This window comes from Maridesulfovibrio sp. FT414 (genome assembly GCF_050916235.1).
GTDB lineage: Bacteria > Desulfobacterota > Desulfovibrionia > Desulfovibrionales > Desulfovibrionaceae > Maridesulfovibrio.
This window is the reverse complement of record NZ_CP104854.1, coordinates 2,152,226-2,174,040: the sequence shown is the minus strand read 5'-3', so window position 1 is coordinate 2,174,040 and position 21,815 is coordinate 2,152,226. Positions and strand designations below refer to the sequence as shown.

The 21,815-nt window shown below is 50.6% G+C and carries 23 protein-coding genes; 10 read left to right on the top strand and 13 right to left on the bottom strand.

Features of this window, described 5'->3' with window-relative positions; all coding sequences use genetic code 11:
- The first annotated feature begins 216 nt into the window (after window positions 1–216).
- Together N7E73_RS09630 and N7E73_RS09625 are read left to right on the top strand one after the other, a co-directional pair.
- On the top strand, window positions 217–1,998 hold the full coding sequence (locus N7E73_RS09630) for an N-acetylmuramoyl-L-alanine amidase (protein ID WP_432734453.1): 1,782 nt from the start codon (window positions 217–219) through the stop codon (window positions 1,996–1,998).
- 34 nt (window positions 1,999–2,032) lie between these two features.
- Window positions 2,033–2,503, top strand: a complete 471-nt coding sequence (locus N7E73_RS09625) for an HAD family hydrolase (protein WP_432734452.1) — start codon at window positions 2,033–2,035, stop codon at window positions 2,501–2,503.
- 40 nt (window positions 2,504–2,543) lie between these two features.
- Here N7E73_RS09625 and N7E73_RS09620 read toward each other — a convergent pair whose 3' ends face one another.
- From N7E73_RS09620 to N7E73_RS09610, 3 genes are all read right to left on the bottom strand, one after another.
- On the bottom strand, window positions 2,544–3,800 hold the full coding sequence (locus N7E73_RS09620; protein ID WP_432734450.1) for a GGDEF domain-containing response regulator: 1,257 nt from the start codon (window positions 3,798–3,800) through the stop codon (window positions 2,544–2,546).
- Window positions 3,801–3,936: 136 nt separating this feature from the next.
- Window positions 3,937–4,233 carry a hypothetical protein gene (locus N7E73_RS09615; RefSeq protein ID WP_432734448.1) on the bottom strand — a complete coding sequence of 99 codons (297 nt, stop codon included), beginning with the start codon at window positions 4,231–4,233 and terminating at the stop codon, window positions 3,937–3,939.
- On the bottom strand, window positions 4,230–5,657 hold the full coding sequence (locus N7E73_RS09610) for a mannose-1-phosphate guanylyltransferase/mannose-6-phosphate isomerase (protein ID WP_432734446.1): 1,428 nt from the start codon (window positions 5,655–5,657) through the stop codon (window positions 4,230–4,232). Before N7E73_RS09610 ends, N7E73_RS09615 begins: the two co-directional genes overlap by 4 nt.
- 654 nt (window positions 5,658–6,311) lie before the next feature.
- Here N7E73_RS09610 and N7E73_RS09605 point away from each other — a divergent pair.
- The 3 genes from N7E73_RS09605 to fliM all read left to right on the top strand — a co-directional run bounded on the left by N7E73_RS09605 (window position 6,312) and on the right by fliM (window position 8,751).
- Entirely contained in the window at window positions 6,312–6,698 is a 387-nt protein-coding gene (locus N7E73_RS09605; protein WP_432734445.1) for a MucR family transcriptional regulator, read from the top strand.
- 153 nt (window positions 6,699–6,851) lie between these two features.
- Window positions 6,852–7,682, top strand: a complete 831-nt coding sequence (locus N7E73_RS09600) for a D-alanyl-D-alanine carboxypeptidase family protein (protein ID WP_432734444.1) — start codon at window positions 6,852–6,854, stop codon at window positions 7,680–7,682.
- Window positions 7,683–7,770: 88 nt separating this feature from the next.
- Window positions 7,771–8,751: a flagellar motor switch protein FliM gene (gene fliM, locus N7E73_RS09595; RefSeq protein WP_432734442.1), complete on the top strand. Its 981-nt coding sequence runs from the start codon at window positions 7,771–7,773 to the stop codon at window positions 8,749–8,751.
- A gap of 152 nt (window positions 8,752–8,903) precedes the next feature.
- Here the strand turns inward: fliM and N7E73_RS09590 are convergent, their stop codons facing one another.
- The 10 genes from N7E73_RS09590 to N7E73_RS09545 all read right to left on the bottom strand — a co-directional run bounded on the left by N7E73_RS09590 (window position 8,904) and on the right by N7E73_RS09545 (window position 16,352).
- A complete protein-coding gene (locus tag N7E73_RS09590; protein WP_432734441.1) occupies window positions 8,904–9,476 on the bottom strand; it encodes a class I SAM-dependent methyltransferase in 573 nt (190 codons plus the stop codon).
- A gap of 198 nt (window positions 9,477–9,674) precedes the next feature.
- Entirely contained in the window at window positions 9,675–10,421 is a 747-nt protein-coding gene (locus tag N7E73_RS09585; protein WP_432734440.1) for a hypothetical protein, read from the bottom strand.
- Window positions 10,422–10,430: 9 nt separating this feature from the next.
- Window positions 10,431–10,928 (bottom strand): type II secretion system protein GspM, encoded by a 498-nt coding sequence (gene gspM / locus N7E73_RS09580; protein WP_432734439.1) that lies wholly within the window; start codon window positions 10,926–10,928, stop codon window positions 10,431–10,433.
- A 34-nt stretch (window positions 10,929–10,962) separates the two neighbouring features.
- Window positions 10,963–12,081 carry a hypothetical protein gene (locus tag N7E73_RS09575; protein ID WP_432734438.1) on the bottom strand — a complete coding sequence of 373 codons (1,119 nt, stop codon included), beginning with the start codon at window positions 12,079–12,081 and terminating at the stop codon, window positions 10,963–10,965.
- 76 nt (window positions 12,082–12,157) lie between these two features.
- Window positions 12,158–13,126, bottom strand: coding sequence for a general secretion pathway protein GspK (locus N7E73_RS09570; RefSeq protein ID WP_432734437.1), 969 nt, complete (start codon window positions 13,124–13,126; stop codon window positions 12,158–12,160).
- Window positions 13,095–13,679, bottom strand: a complete 585-nt coding sequence (locus N7E73_RS09565; RefSeq protein ID WP_432734436.1) for a PulJ/GspJ family protein — start codon at window positions 13,677–13,679, stop codon at window positions 13,095–13,097. The genes N7E73_RS09570 and N7E73_RS09565 overlap by 32 nt, the downstream gene beginning before the upstream one ends.
- Window positions 13,676–14,044 (bottom strand): type IV pilus modification PilV family protein, encoded by a 369-nt coding sequence (locus tag N7E73_RS09560; protein ID WP_432734435.1) that lies wholly within the window; start codon window positions 14,042–14,044, stop codon window positions 13,676–13,678. Before N7E73_RS09560 ends, N7E73_RS09565 begins: the two co-directional genes overlap by 4 nt.
- 1 nt (window position 14,045) lies before the next feature.
- Window positions 14,046–14,474 (bottom strand): pilus assembly FimT family protein, encoded by a 429-nt coding sequence (locus N7E73_RS09555; RefSeq protein ID WP_432734434.1) that lies wholly within the window; start codon window positions 14,472–14,474, stop codon window positions 14,046–14,048.
- Between the two features lie 15 nt (window positions 14,475–14,489).
- Window positions 14,490–14,951, bottom strand: coding sequence for a type II secretion system major pseudopilin GspG (gspG, locus tag N7E73_RS09550; RefSeq protein WP_432734433.1), 462 nt, complete (start codon window positions 14,949–14,951; stop codon window positions 14,490–14,492).
- 30 nt (window positions 14,952–14,981) lie between these two features.
- Window positions 14,982–16,352 (bottom strand): WD40 repeat domain-containing protein, encoded by a 1,371-nt coding sequence (locus tag N7E73_RS09545; RefSeq protein ID WP_432734431.1) that lies wholly within the window; start codon window positions 16,350–16,352, stop codon window positions 14,982–14,984.
- A 198-nt stretch (window positions 16,353–16,550) separates the two neighbouring features.
- On the opposite strand from N7E73_RS09545, the gene N7E73_RS09540 reads away from it, so the two are divergent.
- The 5 genes from N7E73_RS09540 to N7E73_RS09520 all read left to right on the top strand — a co-directional run bounded on the left by N7E73_RS09540 (window position 16,551) and on the right by N7E73_RS09520 (window position 21,809).
- Window positions 16,551–17,804, top strand: a complete 1,254-nt coding sequence (locus tag N7E73_RS09540) for an ATP-binding protein (RefSeq protein ID WP_432734430.1) — start codon at window positions 16,551–16,553, stop codon at window positions 17,802–17,804.
- Complete coding sequence (locus N7E73_RS09535; RefSeq protein WP_432734428.1) at window positions 17,804–18,709, top strand: response regulator; 906 nt, start codon at window positions 17,804–17,806, stop codon at window positions 18,707–18,709. The genes N7E73_RS09540 and N7E73_RS09535 overlap by 1 nt, the downstream gene beginning before the upstream one ends.
- A 90-nt stretch (window positions 18,710–18,799) precedes the next feature.
- The gene (locus N7E73_RS09530) at window positions 18,800–19,576 is read left to right on the top strand and encodes a type II secretory pathway component PulC-like protein (RefSeq protein ID WP_432734427.1); all 777 of its coding nucleotides are present in this window, start codon (window positions 18,800–18,802) and stop codon (window positions 19,574–19,576) included.
- Between the two features lie 15 nt (window positions 19,577–19,591).
- Window positions 19,592–20,803 (top strand): type II secretion system F family protein, encoded by a 1,212-nt coding sequence (locus N7E73_RS09525; RefSeq protein WP_432734426.1) that lies wholly within the window; start codon window positions 19,592–19,594, stop codon window positions 20,801–20,803.
- A gap of 7 nt (window positions 20,804–20,810) precedes the next feature.
- On the top strand, window positions 20,811–21,809 hold the full coding sequence (locus N7E73_RS09520; RefSeq protein WP_432734425.1) for a KpsF/GutQ family sugar-phosphate isomerase: 999 nt from the start codon (window positions 20,811–20,813) through the stop codon (window positions 21,807–21,809).
- Window positions 21,810–21,815 lie beyond the last annotated feature (6 nt).

The window sequence follows — 21,815 nt, the reverse complement described above, 5'->3', positions numbered from 1 at the left end:
GTTTCAGTCCAGCTTTCAACACAGCCTAGCATGCCATATGGAAAAGGAAAATTGCAAAGCGAAAGCCCCTGCCTACATCTCCGAGGTTGATTTTTAGACCATGCGGGCTTATTAAGAGAACATCTAAACTTTTTTTAGATCGGAAGCCTGTTTTTCCATATGCCCCAACAGCCCGAAGTATAATATTAAATCCAAAGAACTACCACCGTAGAAGCAATGCGCAAATTTTTCATCCCAAATTTGATCATGGCCCTTTTTCTGGCAGGACTCCTTGTTTCGGCAATCCCGGCCGAAGCTTTCGGGGCCAGCATCAAGGATGACTTCACTATTGCCTGGAAGCAATTCCATGCCCTGTCCAAAGACGGCAAACGCGGACAGTACCGATCCGAATGGGAAAAAGTCGGCAAACAGTTCCGCGACGTGTTCAAGCGATCAACCAAAGGCGAATATGCCCCGAAATCCCTGTATTATCTCGGACGTACGTACGAAGAACTGGGACAGCGCAGCGGCATGACCAAGGACTACCGCAGCTCGGTGGATTACTACGGGCGCATGATCTCAAATTTTCCTTCCCATGCCTGGGCGGACGACAGCATTTTCAGGCGGGCCGAAATACGGCTGAACAAGCTGAATGAAAAAGATCTGGCCTATTCCGACTACCTGAACATAGTACACCGCTACTCTAAATCAGACATGTACGCCAAAGCCCGTGCCCAGTTGGACAGTCTTGACAGAAGCGGAGTCAAGGACAGCGACTCTGCTCACGAAAAACCGTCCGGGACAATTATTCCGGCTAAAATGGATGACAGCAGCTCCCAGCCCTCCAAACGGGCTAAGCTGCTTTCCGTGCGCTATACCAGCAGTGACAGCTATACCAGGGTGGTGCTGGATCTGGATGAGGAAGTCCGCTTCCGTTACCAGATCCTGAACCCCAACCAGAGCGTCAACCGCCCGCACCGACTTTACGTGGATCTCGAAAACACGGTCCTTGGCAACGGAGTTCACAAGGCTACCCATGTTGCCGACGGCATCCTCAAGGACATCCGCTCCGCCCAGCGCGACCCCAGAACCACACGTGTAGTTCTGGATTTCAACGCCATGCAGGACTACAAGATCTTCCCCCTTGAAAACCCCTTCAGGCTTGTAATTGATGTTCAGGCCCCTGAAGAAGGAAAGGCACAGGAAGAAAGCAATACGCAGGCTGCAAACACTCCTGTCAGCCCCCGGACTGCTCCATCAAAAAAATCAGCCCCCCAGAAATACAAACCTCCCAAGGAAAGTCAGAAAATGGTCGGGGATCTTCTTGAGCAGCTCGGCCTGACTTTCAAGACCATCATGCTTGACCCCGGACACGGAGGAAAAGATCCCGGAGCCATGGCCAACGGACTCAAGGAGAAGGACATAAACCTGCGCTTTGCCCAAATTCTGGCCGCCAAACTCAAAAAAGCAGGGTTCACTGTGCTCTACACCCGCGCTGACGACACATTTATCCCTCTCGAAGAGCGGACTGCCATGGCCAACATCAAAAAGGCGGACATGTTCATTTCCATGCACTGCAACGCACACCGCAGCTCAAGCATCAACGGGATAGAAACCTATACCTTGAACCTTGCACGCAACCGTAACTCCGTCCGGGTTGCAGCCCGTGAAAACGCGGTTTCGGCCAAAAGGATCAGCGACCTGCAGGTCATCCTTACCGACCTGATGCTCAATTCCAAGATGAAGGAAAGCAAGGACCTTGCCCAGAACATCCATACGGGCTCTCTGGCAAGCATCCGCAAACAATGGTCGGTAAATGATCAGGGAGTGCGTGAAGCCCCGTTCTACGTGCTCATGGGCGCTAAAATGCCCTCTGTCCTCATTGAGCTCGGATACCTGACCAACAGGACCGAGGCCAAACGGCTCAAGTCCGACAAATACCTTTCCTTTATTGCGGACGGCATAGTTCAGGGTGTACTGGAATACAAGAAACAGATCGAAAGGTACGCCAGCCTTTAACCCCATAAAAATCAGCAGGACCGAGAGGCTAACAATGATAAGTCTGGATATTCCGGGATTTGGCAAACTCGAAATTGAACATCTGGTGCTGGACTACAACGGAACACTGGCCCTCGACGGCAACCTGATTCCCGGTGTCGGAAGGCTGATCAAAGAACTGGCGGAAGACATCACAGTCCATGTACTGACTGCAGACACCCTCGGACAGTGCGAAGAGGAGCTCAGCGGACTGCCGGTAACAATTCACATCATCTCCGGAAGCCCGGAAGACCGTTCCAAACTCGACTACGTAGAGTCGCTCGGATGTGAGAGGTGTGCCTGCATCGGCAATGGTCGCAACGACAGGCTGATGCTCAAATACGCAGCCCTTGGAATTGCCGTTTCAGGAGCTGAATGCATGTCCACGAAAGCCGCCCGGGTCGCAGACATCGTCGCTGCCGACATATCCAACGCCCTTGGCCTTTTTACACACCCAGTCCGCCTGCTGACGACCCTGCGAAATTAAGGCCTTCGGCAAACCTTCCTGAAACCATCCTGACTTCGGATCAGGCAAAACTGAAGGAATTGATTCCCTTGGCCTGATTGGCTTTCAGGGCAGAGGCCACTTTTGACAGGGTCTGATCCAGATCATCTCCGGGCGTATTGCTAATGGTAAAGGAGGCCGAGACCATGAACCGGCTGGCTCCGGAAACTATATGCGAACTGGCCAGAGCGGCTTTGACTGCAGCGAGATCATTCTTCAAGGCATCCTGATCATCTGCAAGGATAAAGAATCCTCTGTCGCATCTGGCTGACAGGGTCCAGCCGAAGGAGTGCTGCTCAAGCAGGGAAGCTGCTTTCTTAATGGCCGCTGAGCCGGCATCCCAGCCATATGCGGCATTTATTTCCAGAAGATTGTCCACATTGAAAGCCGCAAGCACGGGTGTTCTACCTTCTTTCTGCATGGCATGAAACAGTTCGCGACCATTTTCAATGAAAGCGGAAAGAATGGAGAATCCGGTCAGCGGATCGCGGCTGTAAGCATCTTTGATAGAACGTATCCGCTCAAGTTCATTCAGGTTATTGGTAACACGCCATGAGAATTCTTCCACTTCGAAAGGCTTCTTGAGAAAATCGTTGGCTCCGCGCTTCAGGAATTTGGCGGTGATGGCACCGGAGTCATGGGCCGACACACCAAGAATTGCCAGTTGGTCTCGGGAGTACATCTTACGAACCTCGGAGACCAGCTCAAAACCATCCAGATTAGGCATCTCGTAGTCCGTAAGGAGCATTTTGATGTCCGGGGTGGAACGGATTATTTCAAGAGCTTCAGCTCCGTCTTCTGCAGTCAGAACAGTGAAATTGAGTCGTTCTAGCAGATTTCGCATGATCTTGCGGGCAGTGGAGTTGTCCTCTGCAACAACGACCTTTATTTCGTGGTTGGAATGAATACGCCTGATAAGATCGACCATCTCTTCAAGGTCTTCTCGTCTGGCCTTGTTGAAATAATCCAGCACGTTCTTTTCGATAAAACGGTTGCGGATCACCTCGTCGAAGGTTGAAGTCAGCACAATGCAGGGAATCTTGCGGGCAAGGACGTAGTCCACTGCTTCCCCGTCCGGGGCACCCTTGATGTTCAGGTTCAAAACCGCAATGAACACGTCATGACCGTTATCGGCAAGACGGCTTTCCAGCTCGTCCATGGAGCTGACCACAATTGAATCAAAAGGGGTTACTGATTCTATATGTTCTGTGAGAATTCTGGCCTGAGTGTTGCTGTTTTCCACGATCAGCACTGTATTCTTTACTTTGGCCTCGGACATTGCGCACTCCCTTGCTGTTCAATTTGAAATGAGAATTGATTTGCTTGACGATACACCCAGTAAAAAGATCTACGCAAGTCAAATCAGTTACAGGACGTTATAAATAGAAGGCATTGCGTTACGGTTCAGCCGGTATTCAGTTGTCCTGAATTGGACTGCCGTATGTTTCAATAATTTCATCCGTGTCTATTCGCTCCGGACTCTTCAGCGCACTGTTTGCTATAGCTTCATCAACCTTTCTGCGGTCCTCAAGATGCTCCTCAAGATCCTGGGTGGCATTTCGCGGCTTGCCGGACTCCCTGAATTCCTCGACATTGGCTCCTACCACGGCCACCCCGACTATTGCGGCAGTCCCCCAGATACATCCGGACATAAAAGCCGCCAGCATGGCCCAGAGCAGCAGGCTTATGAACACTGAACGCCGGACTTTCACGACGGTTTGTTCTCCGAACGCCCGTAAAGGTCTTCGAACCGCTGAATATCATCCTCGCCAAGGTAACTGCCTGTCTGGACCTCAATAAGTTCAAGATTGATCTTTCCGGGATTGACCAGGCGGTGCTTTGTGCCGATGGGAATGTACGTGGACTGGTCCTCCTGAAGCAACAGCTCGGAATCTCCTACCGTCACCAGAGCGGTTCCGCGCACAACGACCCAGTGTTCGGCCCGATGATGGTGCATCTGCAGGGAAAGGACTCCGCCGGGCTTGACCTCAATGCGCTTGACCTGAAACCGCTCCCCACGGTCCACGGTCTCGTAAGAGCCCCAGGGACGGTAGACCCTGCGCATGACGGAAACTTCTTCGCGGCCCTGCTGCTGAAGCTTCTGCACCAGACCAGCCACCTCCTGATCATGTGCGCGGTCGGCGACAAGCACTGCGTCAGCGGTTTCCACCACCACGACATTCTTCATGCCCACCACCCCCAGCAGCCTGCCAGAAGAATAAATAAAGCTGTCCCGAACATTTCCGGCCATAACATCACCGATCAGGACATTGCCATTCCCGTCGGCTTCCTTTGCACGCATCAGGGAATCCCAAGAGCCGATATCCGACCAGCCGCCGTCAAACGGAACCACGGATAGATTGTCAGCCTTCTCCATCACCGCATAATCAACTGACTTGGCCGGTGAAGCGCAAAAGCTGGACGCATCAAGCCGGACAAAATCCAGATCACGTCTGGCCTTCCCGACAGCTGCTGAGCAGGATTCATACATTTCAGGCTCGAAAGCTTTCACCTTTTCCAGAAAAGCATCCGCACGGAACATGAAAATACCGGCATTCCAGAGATACTCCCCGGACTCAAGGTATCCGCGGGCGGTCTCAAGGTCCGGCTTCTCCACAAAACCGCGAACCCTCCGGCAATCCTCGCCTCCCTCTGCATTTTCGGCGCGTATATAGCCGTATCCCGTCTCGGGCCTGTCCGGAACAATTCCGAAAAGAACAATCCGGCCTGCGCCAGCATCCTCGATCCCCCGCTCAACAGCTTCCGAGAACTTTTCAGTATTTACAAGAACATGATCAGAGGGCATGACCAGCATCACTGCTTCAGGGAATTTCGCCAGAATATGGATCGCTGCTGCGGTAATTGCCGGAGCGGAGTTTCTCCCTTCCGGTTCAAGAAAAATGGCTTCAGGCTCTGTTCCGGACGCTCTGAGCTGCTCTGCAACCATAAACCGGTAACTTTCGTTGCACACAACTACCGGCGGCAGAGAATTCTTCACCATACGTCCGCGCCTTGCCGTATCCTGTAGCAGGGACAGCTTCCCTGTCAGGCTCAGCAACTGCTTGGGATGTTGTTTCCGTGAAAGCGGCCAGAGTCGGGTACCGCTTCCACCGGAAAGAATAACCGGTATTATCATCTCTTGTTCTCCAAGGTAGCATGGTCCGGGCCGAAACAGACTACGCCCACTGCTGAGTGGGTTACACTCTCCCGAAGGCCTATGCAAATTCAAAATATTTTCGGCCAAACACAGTCTTGAATTTAATTCTTTTTTTATTCAGGTAAAACAACAAATTATTTTTTAAGCCACAATAAAAGAACAAAATACGCAACACAACATTTTCAAACTATCCGAACGAAACAGCAATAAATATATCAACAGAAATATTTCGTGTGCACTTCCTATGGTGTTTTCAAAAAAATGGAAGCGCTCACATATGATTCTTAGCCGAACAACAAATATGTTTAACACTAAATCTTTCCCTGAACGCTAACCCCAAAAAAGGTTATATCCTAAATCTTTCCATAAACAGGATCGTGGTAAACAGATACAGAACAGCAGTTGCACATGCGCAAATTATTTTGTGCAAGAGAACCATGCAACTTGTGTAGTAAAAATAAATTTGAGACAAATGCTTTGTTTTTATGTTTTAGAACTTTGTATTATACATATATATAATATCAGAAATTCAAAAAAATATTCTAATATGTTTGACAGCTATTACAAACTACTTTATCCATATTTTTTCAGACAATAAATTAGTGATAAAATAATCCCTAAAGGAGATATCAAGTGGAAGATTATCTGAAAGAAGCTTTGGAAATAGTCAAAGCACAGGCCAGCGTCAGAACCATGAGTGAAGAAGAAATGACCTCCATGGTACGTAAACTGTCTGCAGGCATTCAGGCAATTGCAGAAAACTCCATGCCTGCTCAAGAAGAATCCCCGGTATGTGACCCCAGAAAGTCCATCAAGGAAAAATCCATTGTCTGCTGCGAGTGCGGCAAGTCCTTCAAGATCATTACCAAGAAGCACCTCGCATCTCACGGCCTGACTCCCGATGAATACCGCGAAAGATACGGCCTCAAGAAAAAGTCTCCTCTCGTCTGCAAATCACTGCAGCGTGAGCGCCGTAAAAAAATGAAAGAGATGAAACTCTGGACCAAACGCGGCCAATAAGCATCATAGTCAGAGTAGGTTACGCGGGGCCGTCTGCAATGCAGACGGCCCTTCTTTTTTCCTATCTGTACCGACTTTTCACAACCGTGATTATGATATAATAATCTTGCAGTCTGTTGCGTTACCCGACACTTTTATCAGCGGACAGCATACATGAACAGAAGACTATTCCTGAAAAACTTTTGCAGCACTGTGGCTGCGGCGGCACTGTGCGCAATTCCGGCAACCGGTTTTGCGGAAGAACGGGTGCGCAGTGTGAATGAAAAGGACCTCAAGGACTATCTCCATATCATGGCCAACTTCGACAGACCCCAGCCATCCGATACCATACTGGCTCCTGACAGACTTATCCTGCTTAACTCCACCTTGAAAAGATTACGGAGGGTGCAGCGCACTGTCGGTTTCGGAAATTTTTGCGTACTCAGCTTTGATGAAGCAATAAGAGTGGCCGCCAGCTACCCTTCTGTGGGTCAATTTACCGAACAGGAAAAAGACTTCCTGGATGAAACTTTCAATTTTGATGCGACTGTTTACGGTTTTTATGGAGAAAAGCCTGTCACCAGTCTCACCTCAGCTGCATCAGCAAAGGATCTCATAAAGATCCCCCGAACCGGAAACTTTCTATTCAGGGGCGACCCACACAAAAAATACCTGCAGATAGAAAAGGAACTCGGCAGCAGTGTCTACCTGACATCAGGCGTACGCGGAATCATGAAGCAGTTCATCCTGTTTCTCTCCAAGGCCGCTGCCAATCAGGGGAACCTGTCCCTGGCCTCCCGCTCTTTAGCCCCGCCGGGATACTCATACCACGCAGTAGGGGACTTCGATGTAGGGGAAAAAGGACTCGGTGCCGCAAACTTCAGTTCCAGCTTTGCTGAGACAAACACCTGCACCAGACTTCGGGAACTGGGCTACCTGAAACTGCGCTACCCCGAAGACAATCTGTTCGGGGTCCGCTTCGAACCATGGCACATAAAGGTCTGATCAGGCTTGTACATTTACTTTGCCGTGAAAAATGGATACTTATCAGTATTGGACGTAACACCAACTTAACTGAACGGGTTGCAACAGCATGAGTAAAATTCTGCAGCAGGACGAGGTCGATGCTCTGTTAAGGGGCCTTTCCGGTGGAGAGGTAGAAACAGAACAGGACATCCCGGATGACGACTCCGGGGTTGTATCATTTGACCTTGCCAACCAGGACCGCATCATCCGCGGTCGCATGCCCGTTCTTGAAATCGTAAACGACCGTTTCGCGCGGCTGGCAACGAACAACCTCGCCAACACCATGCGCAAGAGGGTTGATATCAACCCCATCTCCATCGATATGTCCAAATTCGGGGACTTCATGCGTTCCCTGCCGGTTCCCACCTCACTGTCCATCTTCAAAATGGACCCGCTGCGCGGAAATGCTATCCTTGTAGTTGACTCAAGACTGGTCTTCGCGCTGGTCGAAAGCTTTTTCGGAGGGTCAGGCTCCCAGCCTAAAGTGGAAGGTCGCGACTTCACTCCTATTGAACAGGCCATTGTAGACCGGGTTGTCAAAATCGCCCTGTCCAACCTTGAAGACTCGTGGCGCCCGGTACACGAAGTGCACCTTGAACTGGTCCGCTCGGAGGTCAACCCGCAGTTTGCGGCCATTGTTCCTCCTTCAGACGTTGTCGTGGTTATCACCTTCGAAGTTGAGCTTGAAAATGCCATCGGCTCTCTTATTGTCTGCCTGCCCTACTCAACGCTGGAGCCGATCCGTTCCAAGCTGCACGCATCCTTCCAGTCGGAACGTCTGGAAATCGACCATGTCTGGGTCAGCCGCTTCAAGGAAAGACTTCTGGAAACCCCGGTAGAACTGCTGGTTCGGCTGGGCAAGACCAAGATAACCGGCCGTCAGCTCCTGAACCTTGAGGAAGGCGACCTGCTGCTGCTCGATACTGACGAAGAGGATCTGCTTGAATGTGAAGTCGGGGGCGTGCTCAAATATCTGGGCTCTCCCGGACGGGTCAAGGCAAACCGCGCATTCCAGATAGCCAAGGCCATTGAGCCCAAGATGACCTAAAGCCTTCGGAGACCCTGCCGGGAGCCTTAAAACCTTTTGTTAAGGCTTCGCCGTTGCGCGCTACAAATTATCAGTGAACCAAAACAGTAAAAAATATATTCCTGATTTGATAATTTGATGCATTATACTGGCTACGCCCTCTGTCTTTGAGCCTACAACTTGCTCACAAAAATCATCCTGATCGGAAACCCCGGTTTATTTACCATTTCGCTCTGAATTACCCTGAAAGAATGATAGTCAAGAGAAGTGCAGAAACCGCGCACGGCTGCATCTTCTTCATCACCACCCGGATGTCCGGCGTATATGGCAATGCTCAGCATTCCACCCCTGTTAAGGATGGACAGTGACGCCTTGATGGCTTCAAGAGTTGTCTCAGACTTTGTAATAACACTCTTGTCGCTGCCGGGAAGGAAGCCGAGGTTGAACATGACCACATTGACCTTGCCGTGGAACTCCTCGGGTATGAATCGCAGCATGTTTTCATGACCGGTATTGAACAGCGTCCAGTTGACCGGGACACACTCCTCGTCCAGTCGGTCCTCGGTCTGAGAGATTGCATCCTCCTGAATATCAAAACCGAAGACATGCCCGTTTATGCCCACCTGACGGGACAGGAACACTGTATCGTAGCCGTTGCCGGTAGTTGCATCCACGGCAATGCAGCCGGGTTCAAGAACTTCACTGAGAATACATTTGGCAAAAGAAAGAATATTGCTGGCTATCATGGCAACCCCGTCGCAGATAGGAAATCACATCCGAGAACCTAAACTTCAAATAAACGCAAGCTGTGCTCATCCTGCTTTGGCTAATGACAATTTATCAATTCAAGCAGCGAAGCTAACTGAAAGTTTTTGGGATTCTTAAACTCTTTTTACAAAAAGGGGTTAAGCCGCCGGAGGCATTTTCCCGGTTAAATATCCGCTCTAGAAATTCAGATATTTTGAAAGATTTCCTGACTTGCTGAACTGGCGCTCCGTGCTGCCGAAAGTGGTGCTGCCGCTGATCTGATAAGAAGACTCACCGAGGTTGTTCCAATTCAATGTAGCACTTCCCTTGGCCTCGACAGGAATGGGCTGACCGCAACTGAAGGAATTCAACTGAAACTGGTTACCGGAAAGAACGGCATTCACGTTAACATCCTCGGCAATGAGACCTCCGGGAATCTCAACCTGATCGGACCGGACCACAAGGCTTCCGGTGCGCGGAGGTTTGCCCCATTCAGGAAAACCAACATCCGAAGTGATGCGCACCTTACCACCAAGACCGTCCATGCGTACCAGTCTGGCCAGATCAATCCCGCCGCTCAGGGTCAGGGACTTGGTCTGGAACAGCTTTGCGGAAAGGGTCGGCCCGGTTGTCACCCGAACATCTACAAGCGGAGAAAATCCCACTTCAAAACCAAGTTGCGGAACAGTGATCACAATGCCCTTGTCAGTTGTGATGTGAACATTGGTAACTTCAAAAGAAAGGGGGCCTGCGCTGATGAAATCGCCCCACTGGATATTTGCCTTGGAAATCTTGCTGTCTGCAAATTTGAAGGCCTGTGACCAGAGTACCTCCCAAGGCATGAAAAGAAACGCGCCAAGCAGCAGTCCGGCAATAAATAGAAAAAAACGGGCCAGAGCTTTCTTGATGGAAAATCTGAAAGAAAAAGAGGGAATAAATCTCATGAAGCCGGCCTACCTGCTTAGAATGACCTGCACATCTGCCAGCTCCGGAGAGTCCAGCCTGTGGTTTATATTAAAACTGGTGACTTTTAGCCCACCACGAACATCAAAGTCACGCAACAATGCTACCAATTCCGGAAGATTGATGGACTCAAGGATAACCTGCACACCCTGTGAAGAGTTTATTCCGGCCTGAAGCGGACGCAGGGAACTGAGCCTGCTGTCCAGGCCTAGATCACGGATTACCTGCTGGGCGGCAGTCATGGGTTCGCGGTCAATAAGTGCCCCGCGGGAAGATTCACCGGCCTTGAGCTCTTCAACAAGCGGAACTGTCCTGGCATAGTTCTGCCTGCTTGCAATCACGGCACGCTGGGCCTTGTCCTGCGATTCATGCAGCCCGGACCAGACCATGAACAAAAGTAGAGCCCAACCCGCAACAAGAGCAGCAAAGAAGAGTTTCTGTTTCTCGGCAGGCCAATCCTGCCAGATAAAAAATCTTTCAAGTTCCATTACGCCACCTGCGCAGATTCGAATAATCGATTAATTAGCGGTTATACTCTGCCCGGAGGCTTATGCTGACCCCGCCATCGACATTGTTGGCATGTTCCAGCACGAAATTTATTTTGGGATTGGCTGACAGCTTCTCCATCATGGAATCAATTTCCTCATAACTGCCGAGCTTGCCACGGATATTTCCGGATTCCGGCCCGAGGTTGAATCCCTCGATCTCGATTCCAACCGGGGCACTGTCACTCAGTATTGCCAGAATTCCAAGCACATCAATTCCGCCACCCTGGTTGCCGCCGCTTTTGATCTGGTCGAGCTTATAGAGAATCTTTCCGTATGGATCAGAACCTGGATTCGGGCCAAGGGCACTTACGTACACCTCATGAAGTTTGCCGCGCCACTCTTCGGCCTGCTGTCTGCTCTGCTGCCACCGGTGATACTGCCCGCCGATGAACAGCAATCCGACCAGAGAAACCAGCACTGCGGCGGCAATATACGGCTTATAGCTGATTGCTGCAGCCTTGTCGGAAACGGATTTCTTTCCTGTAGCCAGATTAAGTCTGGCCCAACGAATCTTCTTTTCGGCAAACACGGCGCAAGCCTTGGGTAGATCCATCATTTCAGGATCTCCGTCCAATCCCAGCCGCTCCAGCCTGCCGTTGAACTCTTCTTCGGAACCGCGGAAATAGGTAAGACTGTCTCCAGATGCAAGGATGCACATGTTCCCCTGGCCTTTCCAGCTCCAGACCGACAGTCCTTCCGCCACCGCAGCTCTCCAGCATACGGTAAAAGAGGTGGTCAACACGGTTGCCTTGGCCAGCACTTCCCTATGCTGTTCCAGAAAACGGTCCAGCAGATCATGAGGAACATAACCGAGCACAGCATTACCCGAAGGGCGCAACACGTTGAACCCGCCTCCTGTCATGGGGAAGGAGTAGTTCATCTGCATCAGGGTCGCAGACTTCGCATGACGGGGCTTGATTGCCCCTTTAGGCTTGAAGAAAAAGAAAAGAGGATCAGGCAACAGGGCAACCACCGGATTCCTGTTCTTTTCGGCTGGCCCCGCCGACTCGGAAAGGGTTTCGCCATCGAACAGCATCCACTGATGCTCATTACCTTTAAAGCTGAGGATATATACTGTTTTTTTTGCAGCCATTTATGGCTATGTCCTATACCTGTTAGCAGGATGTTTGTCTATTTATCCCGGGAAAAGGCAATTACCTGCCCTCAAACTATTTATTCCGTTCAAATGTCACGGAAATATCGTTCTGGAAAACCAATGTAGGTCTTTGAATCTCAAAAGTACTGGGCCGCGAAATAATATACCTTTTCAGAACCCTGCATCCGGAAACCTCTGCGACCACCAAAGCTTCAAAATCATCAGATCTGACGGTCAAAAATTCCATCATATCCTTATACAGCTGTGAGTCGGCCTCAATTCCTGCCACAGTCAAAACCTGGCTCAGGTCAGTAAAGCCCCGCGTATTGCGCCAGTGGATCAACTGGTCAACCCGTTGTCCCAGCTTTGGGAAATATGCAAGCAGGGTATCTCGCGACGCAAAATTGATATTAATTTTACCGTCAACACCCCAAACCGTAAAAGTATCGTTTATCCATTGCCGGTCAAATTCCCCCCATCCGTTGACCAGCAGAACCTCATCAGGTGTTCTCAAATCAACACCTGCAGGACGATAGGAAGGATACTGAGAGGCATAAAAAAGAGTATCAAGCTTTTCCAGCGTATGATTGACCCGTTTCCCGGTCCACACCCCAAGACTGCCGACAAGCCTTTTAACATCAGCCCCAGCGGGAAAAACCCTCTCCATTATTGACAAAATCCTATTAACATCCTGAATTCTTGCAACAGAATTGAGGTTGATCCTGCCATTGCAGGGCGCGATAGTAATTGAAAGCCCATCGTCTTCAATAGGCTTTGCCCAGTCATCGGTTGAAGTATCGGAAAATTGGGTCTTATCATCGCGAAGGGCATCAAAAATAAGAAATAATGCTTCTTCTGCCTTGAAGTGCGCTTCATATTCACTTCTGACTCTAACTGCCTCTACAGCGCTCCGGGAACTGACCTCAATTGTCATCAAAGTTATACCGGACAGAGCCATAAACAGAACCAGTACGATAACCAGCACCACCCCTCTGGATCTTTTCGATGATCTATTGATTTGCATAGGGAATCCTTTCCACAAGCAAAAGACTCTGACCGTCCTCAAAAAACAACTCCAAACGCAATGCTTTGATCGCCGGCATTGTGCTTAAAGGACGATTCCTGAATTGATCAGCGGCAACCCAGGCCCCGTTCTTGCCATCAAGGAGTTCCAATCTCCAGGAGGAGAATCCCCTGAGCAATTGATAGGTGCTTCCGTACTCAAGAGCGCTGTTTTCTTCATGTCTGCGGACCATATTTGCTGAGAAATCCCAGCTCGCCTCCACCATCACCCCACCGTCCATGAGAAAATTATTGTAAGTCGGAAGGCCAAATCCGTTTTCAACCACGTAGACACTCTTTCCGACAACGATATTCTGCAAATCTCGGTGCAGGATTCTGCGCAGGGTGAACATGCGGGAAGAAAGACCGGCACTTGTACGGACGACTTCGTTATTGGTAACAGACTGCCCCAGAACCATTGCCACCATGCTCATGAGCAGCCCGGACAGCACAAGACCGATCAGCACCTCGACTAAAGAAAACCCCTTCTGGGAATCAGAATTTAATCCGCTAAAACGCAGCCGAAATATCATCGCAAACTATTCCTGCCCTTGTGTGAGACCCTGTACACTCTCCAATCAAGGGAGTATTCACCGCTACGAGTCTCAATTGTGTAGTATCCGGAACCGACGGAGGAAAGAGTTTCCACTCCCACCCGGAAATGACCTTCAGGAGGGCCAGGCCAGGGAATCCACCCCGATGAAACCACACTGAGTCCTTCTGGATACTTGTGCGCAAGAACATCCTGGGAAAGATTGATGACATTCCAGGAATCCTTGGCAGACTGCGCCATCAGCGCACTCTGCCGCTGCACTCCTAGAAAACTCAATGACAGAGTTGCGGCAATGGTCAGGGCCACAATAATCTCGATCAGTGAAAAGCCCTTTTCCTGCCCCATACTACATCTCCCCAAAACGGACGGACAAGGGGTCGAGAACAAGGGTCAGGCCATCGGAGAGCACCAGTCTTAATTCATCGCTGAACCCTTCAGGATAAATTGCGAAATCTACTCCATCTCCGTCAACTGGTTCTTCATTCAGGTGACCGCTTGAGATCTCTGCCGGAAGCTCAGCCTCTTCTCCATTCCAACGGACAATCCCCTTCTCGAAGTTGACGTACACATATTGGCGGGAATCGGTCTCGACAGCCATGTTCTTGGCCTCGTAGATAAGGGCGTTGACCAGACTGACCTTGTCTTCTTCCTTGTTGCCTGCAAGATCAAGATTGGGCATGAGCGTAAACCAGCCCATGCCCACAATGAAAAGCACAATCAGAAGTTCGATAAAAGTCAGTCCCCCGGAACGGGAACGGACATTTCGGTCAAACATTATCAAAGCCCCGCACTACTCCCAACTTTTGATGTCGGCATCGTAGTCCTCTCCACCTTCCATTCCGTCGGCTCCGAGAGAAATCAGCTCATAGGGACGATCATCCTCACCGGGACTTCTGTAGATAAATTCATAGCCCCAAGGATCCACCGGAACAGTGGTTGAATCAATGTAGCCGCCTTTGCGGTAATTGCGGGGAACGGGACGGGTCTCGGGCTTGGTGATCAGAGCCTGCAGCCCCTGTTCAGTTGTCGGATAGCGTCCGGTGTCAAGTTTGTACAGCTTCAGGGCCGAATCAAGGGCCTTCATATCCATTCTACATTTCGTAACCCTGGCTTCATTAGGCCGGTCCATGATCTTGGGAACCAGCATGGACGCCAGCAGACCGAGAATAACAATGACGATCATGAGCTCAATAAGACTGAAACCACGCTGGCCCTTTTTGCGGTCAGCAACACGGATCTTTGTTTTCTGCATATTTTCCTCTGACTAGTTTTTGGCTAACGGTTAATCCCTGATATCCAGGCCCTTATCTTCAAGCGGAAACCACTTGACGGGGGACGTTGCGGAAATTCCGTCACGGCGTGGAACCATGCCCCGTGAATTGAAGTAATCATCCGGGCGAGCAACTTTTACCCACCAGAGAAAATATCCCTTACTCGGTATATAGCGACAATACAACCTCTGAAACTCACGCTGGGCAATGGGTTCGGCCAGAACATACTCATGACCCCTTTCAGAAAATTTATAGTTTCCGTCGAGCCGGACCTTCTTCCAGTCGGTCGATTCGGGAGCACTCTTAAGAGCCTCCCCGGTTATTTCGGAATAAAATCTCTGCTCACCGTCAATATCTCTTATCCTGAAAATTTTCTTCGCGGCTGAACGCTCAACTGCAAGTTCCGCAGGTCTGAAAAAAACTTTCCGCGAAAGTCGCTTACGTGGAGAAGTATAGGAAAGGACCCCGTTTCGAAGGTCAAATCCGCTACTTTTTTCGTGATATGAAGACCTTGCACGCTGACCGACGTCCCAACGGAACCTGTCTCCCTTTTCGGTAACAATATTCAAGAATGGACCTTCACTCTCCACACTTTTAAAAGGCCCACCCTCAATCTTGAATTCATAAATACGGCTCAACTTGAGAGGACTCCACATATTGAGCTGCCCGGAGACATCCACAGCCATGAGTATCCCCTCTTCATCTGAAAACGAAAGAGACAGAGGCTTGTGTAGAAATCGATAAATCTGTCGCATTCTTCCTTCAGACGGGCCCACGAATAACCTGCGGGCCTCATCAACCACGGCCAGCCATGTTCCCTTTGGTGAGACAGCAAACATGTCCACTGTGCTGTTGACATCAGCTACACGAACCCGCACGCATTCGTTAACCTTGAAGACTTCCACTTCACTGCTATCTCCGGACGTTGCCGCCAGGATATTCGAACGAGAAAACCATGAAATATCCCGAACCGGCTTTGCGGCAGTCTGAAGAGCACCGCACCCGGAACCTCCATACAACTTTATCAACCCGCTATCCAGCCCGATGGCCAGAATATTATCCTTCTGCAGATAAGTGGCGACCCGGTCAGCGAGATTCACAACTTCATTACTTTCCACAAGCTGCACGAAATAATTTTCGTTCATTCCCTCAGGAGGACGATTGTAGATGCTTTCCAGCGGAGAATACTGCTGGGAGGCGGAAAAACGGACCAGTTCGGCAAGAGTGGCCGGGCGTCTACCTGCAAGCTGCGCAACATCAAGGCTCTCATCGGCAGACAGGGAAGGTTCATCATACTCGGGAGAGACCGCTTTCCCTCCGCCACAACCGGCAGCAGATGTCAGGACCAGCAAAAGGATATAGCAGATATATTTAATGTTCATAGCAAACTCAGTCCGGTTAGATGATCTGTCAGCAAAAACGGCAACACCGTTCCGAATAGGGCTCCCCCTCATTTCCAAGAAATTTGTTAAAGCAGTGACGTTAAATGTCAAGCACGCAGTACAACTCCTGCTTGCCCATCCACGGCGTTTGCGGCAAAAGGAACCTGCAGCTTTAAATAATCAGGAATCGGAAACAACATGAGCACAGAAAATCACAACGACAAAACTGCCACCGAAAGACCGGACTGGAAAAAACTGCTTGAACCTTTACAGCGCGGAGGCTGGCGCCTGCCGCTTCTGGCTGTCTCATATGTTCTGGCATATGTGTTTTTCGACATGGCGGTGGACAACATAATACGTCAATATATATTCTGTATAGTGTTGGTGGTCTCAAGTCTTTATTTTTCCTGGCGCATCGGCGGGCGGGAAACCATGACCTACGTGGGATTTTTCAACATCTTCTTTGCCTTTATTTTTTCAAGGCTGCTGTATATGACCGGCAATTTTTCCTCAAAACTTTTTCTCAGCCGTTCATTCATGATTCTGTATGTTGTTGCAATTGTATTTATGTTCATTATGACCAAGCGCAAATCCCCGGCCGATCAGGAAAGGCTGAATCGGGAAAAATCAATCCGCGATGAACGGCAGAGACGTCGCCAGCTTGAACTGATGGTCGCCACGGAAAAACTCACCGACGACATGATCGTCAAGGCCAACATGGTTAAAGACGAGCTGATGGTCCTGCAGAACTCGTGGAAATCACAGATCCACACCATCATCAACGACCTGCCCAAAGTCAAGGAACGTGAACTCTACGAGCAGATTGTAACTCCCTTTGAGGAAAGCATCATCGAGCACCTGCGCGGCCTTGAGAACCGCCTGTCCTTCAAACCTCAGCTTGTCGAACTTGACGAACTCAGGCTTGAGCTTACTGATAAACTTGAACAGGATAAGAAACATTTCAAAGCCCGGCTGGATGCGAATATCGACTTCAGCGGCTGGGCCGGACACTCAGAAGAAATATTCGTGGACCGGCACAAGACATGGGAAATCCTGCTTAACCTGGTCCGCAACAGCCAGACGGCCATGGAACTGCATCAGATTGCATTGCTCCGTCAGGGAGGTGACGCCTTCCGCAGTTTCAAACCTCGCATTGCCATCCTTGCGGATGTTCAGGGCCGACATGCCAGACTGAGGGTTATCGACACAGGCGGCGGAGTGGCCGACGACAGCCTGCCCGAACTTTTTAAAAGAGCCGTGCCCTCCGCCAAACGACAGGGCCGGGAAATGGGTCAGGGAACGGTCTTTGTCAAATTTTTCGGAGAAAACATGGGCTTTGACATTTCCGCCAGCAACACCGAAACTCTGGGTTCAAAGGGCCTTGAAGTGTGCATACTCATTCCTCTGGGGACATTCGGACCCGCAGGGGCTATTTCATCAGGAGATATATAATGACCCCTTCACAGGATAAATATTTCTTTGTTCTTGCAGATGACGATCCCCGTTTGCATGAATATACCGTTTCAATTCTCAGCGACGGGGGAATTCTTGAAAAACACGAGTCGTTTTACGACCCGGTATCCTTTCTCGCTTTCCTCAAAGAATCCGAGGAGGAACCGGACGTAATCCTGCTCGACGTGCATTTTGAAGGGTCAGGCCTGAGCGGAGTGGATATTCTGCCTTTCATCCGCGAGGAATATCCTTATATACCGGTAATTCTCCTTACCGGCATGGATGCCGAGGCTACCGACGAGGCCCAGTCGGACGTATTTACCTACTTCATTCCCAAGCCGGTGACCGAAGACCACCTGCTACGCATGCTTCACTTCTATCTCGGCAAGAGCAAGAAAAGCGCAGCGCAGATCAGCAGCCTCATGGCTGAAATGGAAGAGGTCAAAGGTTATCATCAGCTCCTTGAAGAGGAAGTGGAACAGCTTCAGGACGAGCAGCGCAGACGGGACGAAGAATCCCGCAGTGTCAGGACTGACGGAAAGGGATTTGAAAAAGTCACCGAAATACTGGAATCCCTGCTGACTAAAAGTGAAGCCATGCCCAGTTTCATCGAAGATCTGGAAAAGGTGTACTCCACCCAGTTCAAACTGTTCAAGAAGGTCATCGAAACCCTCATCCGTTTCGATGTGCAGGATTCCGGAACTCCGGGTATGAACATCCACAAAGTCAAAGGCACCCAGAACGTTTTCAGTGCCCGTCTGTCCAGAAAGGTGCGGCTGTTTTATTACAGCTCGGCTAAGTCCACACGAAAAAGGCTTTTAAGATTGGACATTTACCACGACACCAAGGGGATGGACAAGTGGATTAAAAACAACTACCATTCTTACGCTGAAATAGAGGAGTAGCCTTAAGGTTACCCGTTAAAACAAAACCAGTCAGTTTCCCGCGACGCAGTGCCATAACCCCGCGGGAGACGATCAGGATAGATTATCGATATGGAGCTTAAAGCCACCAAATTTCCGGCCTGGCTGTGGCCCCTTGCCTTCGGGCTGGGCACAGCCTACCTTGTCGCGTCTTTTATCCCGCTGCCCAAGGCAACCGCGCCCATACTAGGGGAATCGTTTTCTTCCAATACCGCCGACAAGATTTCCAGGGACTCCAAACTGATATTGGAAAAAAACATACTCGGTCTGGATAACCCCACTGAAATACAGCAGAAGGCCACCGTCACCCCCAGCACATGGCAGTTGGTCGGTATTTTTACCGGCGGAACAGATATGGCTGTATTCCGCATCAAGGATGAAACGGTCATCCTGCGGGAAGGCGAAGAATACGAGGGCTGGACACTTTTCGAAATCAAACCGCAATACGTGATCTGGAGATACGGGCGAGAAGAAAAAAAGATCGCCATGTGGGAACAGGGTCAGACCCTGCAACTGGTACGCGGCAAAACAAACAAGATCGTTGTTGAGCGGGCTCAAGCCAATGAAGTTCTTGAAGATCCCAACGCATTCCTCAAGCAGGCCCTTTTCAAACCCAACAGCAAGAACGGTAAGACAATGGGCTTCCGGGTCACCAACATCCGCTCCAATTCCCTGCTCCAGAAAATGGGACTTGAAGACGGCGATGTGCTCATGCGTGTAAACGGTGAAATGATCACCGGCCCGACCAAACTGCTGCAGGTCTACGGCTCCCTCGCCGGAGCCTCAGCCATTTATGTTGATGTAGAACGTAAAGGCCAGATGCTCTCTCTGGTTGTTGAACTGAAATAGGAACCCGATCCGCAAATGCCAACTTACCAATACCGAGCGGTCACCGCAGAAGGAAAAAAGAAAAAAGGCTTTGTGGAGGCTTCCTCGCAATCGAGAGCCTTTGCTACCCTACAGTCCAAGGGGCTGATGCCCCTGCGCCTTGAGCAGGTTAAATCAGGCCAGAAGAAGGAAAGCTCCACCGAATCCCTGACGTCATCGCTTGCCATGGGCGGCAAGATCAGGCTCGGCGAATCCTTTTATTACCTGGGTATTCTGCTCCAGAGCGGTACGGCATTGGCGCAGTCGCTGGATATGATGGCCCGCATGACCGGGGGCAAGGCCAGCCGCACCTGGATGGAAATCCGCGATGCCGTACAATCCGGGGAAAGCTTCTCTTCCTGCCTCGCCAAATACCCGAAGATTTTCCCGCAGGTCTACGTGGGGATGGTTCAGGTAGCTGAATCCGTGGGCAAGCTCGGCGATGTACTGGAAAACATAGCTAAATACGAAGAAGAGCGCGCTGAAGTAAGCGGAAGACTGATGACTGCCATGGTTTACCCGGTGGTAATCCTGATGATCGGCATGGGCGCGGTATATTTTCTACTCTCCGAAGTCCTGCCCAAGATCACTGGTATCTTCAAGGCAGCAAAAGGAGAGCTTCCCACATCCACAAAAATAGTCGTAGCTCTCGGTAACACCCTTGAAAGTATGGGACCCATGGCTCTGATCATTCCCATGTGCATTATTTTCGCACTGGTCAGCGCCTATAAATCCGTCCCGAAATTCCGGGAAAAGGTGGATGAGCTGTTCTGGAAGATGCCTCTGGTTCAAAAAAGCACGCTGGCCCGCTTTTCCGGCATTCTCGGCTTCCAGATCAATGCCGGTATTCCGCTGGTACAGGGCATGGAAAGCTCGGCAAATGCCGTCAACTCAACATTTTTCAAGAAAAAAATCGCTGAAGCCCGTGAAGAGGTAGCCACCGGACGCTCCCTGAGCACGGTGCTGGCCGAGCAGAAAATCTATCCCGATATCTACATCCTGACCCTGACCGCCGGCCAGAAATCAGGCGAGCTCGGCAAGTTCCTGCAACGCATGGGCACAATCTTCGAAAGAGACGTGGACAACTTCATGAAGAGAGTGGTGGCGCTTGCTGAACCCATGCTGCTGCTGTTCATCGGCATGCTGATCGCTTTCATCGTAATCGCCATCATGGGTCCCATTTTCGACCTGACCACTCTCGTAAAATAGGTAACAGATGACAGAAAAACAGCTTTCGGACTTTATAAAACGCGGCCGGGAAGTCCTTGAAATCGAAGAAAAAGGTCTGGCTGCCATACGCGAAGACCTTGACCTGAACTTTGCCCGGGCAGTGGAAATTCTGGCCGGATGCAAAGGACGCGCAATCATAACCGGGCTGGGCAAGTCCGGACTCGTGGGCCGCAAAATTGCGGCAACAATGTCCTCAACCGGAACTCCGTCCTTTTTCCTGCATCCGGTTGAAGGAGCCCATGGCGACCTTGGCATGGTCCGCGAGGAAGACGTGGTCATTGCCATTTCAAACAGTGGAGAGACCGACGAGCTCAACGCACTGCTTCCGGCCATCCGTTCTTTCGGCACTAAAATCATATCCATCACCTCGGAAACGAAATCCACAATGGGCCGTCTTTCCGATGTGGTCATCAGGACCAAGGTTCCCTGCGAAGCCTGCTCACACGGACTGGCGCCGACCGCCTCCACAACGGCAGCACTAGCAGTGGGCGATGCCCTCGCTGTCTGCCTGATGGACCACAAGGACTTCGACAGCAAGGACTTCAAAAGATTTCATCCCGGAGGTTCGCTTGGCCGCAGGCTGACGCTCTGCATCAGCGAAATCATGCACAAGGACAATATCCCTTCAGTTTCGCAGCACAGCCCGCTCTCAGAAGCCCTCACCGTGCTCGACAAGGGCCGACTGGGACTGGTAGCCCTGACCGATAACGACAAACTAAGCGGGGTAATTACTGACGGCGATGTCCGCAGGCTGGTCTGTTCCGGAGAATTCAGCACAGATAAACTCGCTGCCGAAGTCATGGCCAGAAATCCGCTGCACATAACCTCGGACATGTCCGCGGCGCAGGCACTGGATATAATGGAATCAAAAGAGATTACAGTGCTTCCGGTAGTCTCCGATGATGGCGTCATCACCGGCATGGTCCACCTTCACGACCTGCTCGGCAAGGGACGGCTCAAATTCGCCGACAACGTGCGCAGCTAGAATGCC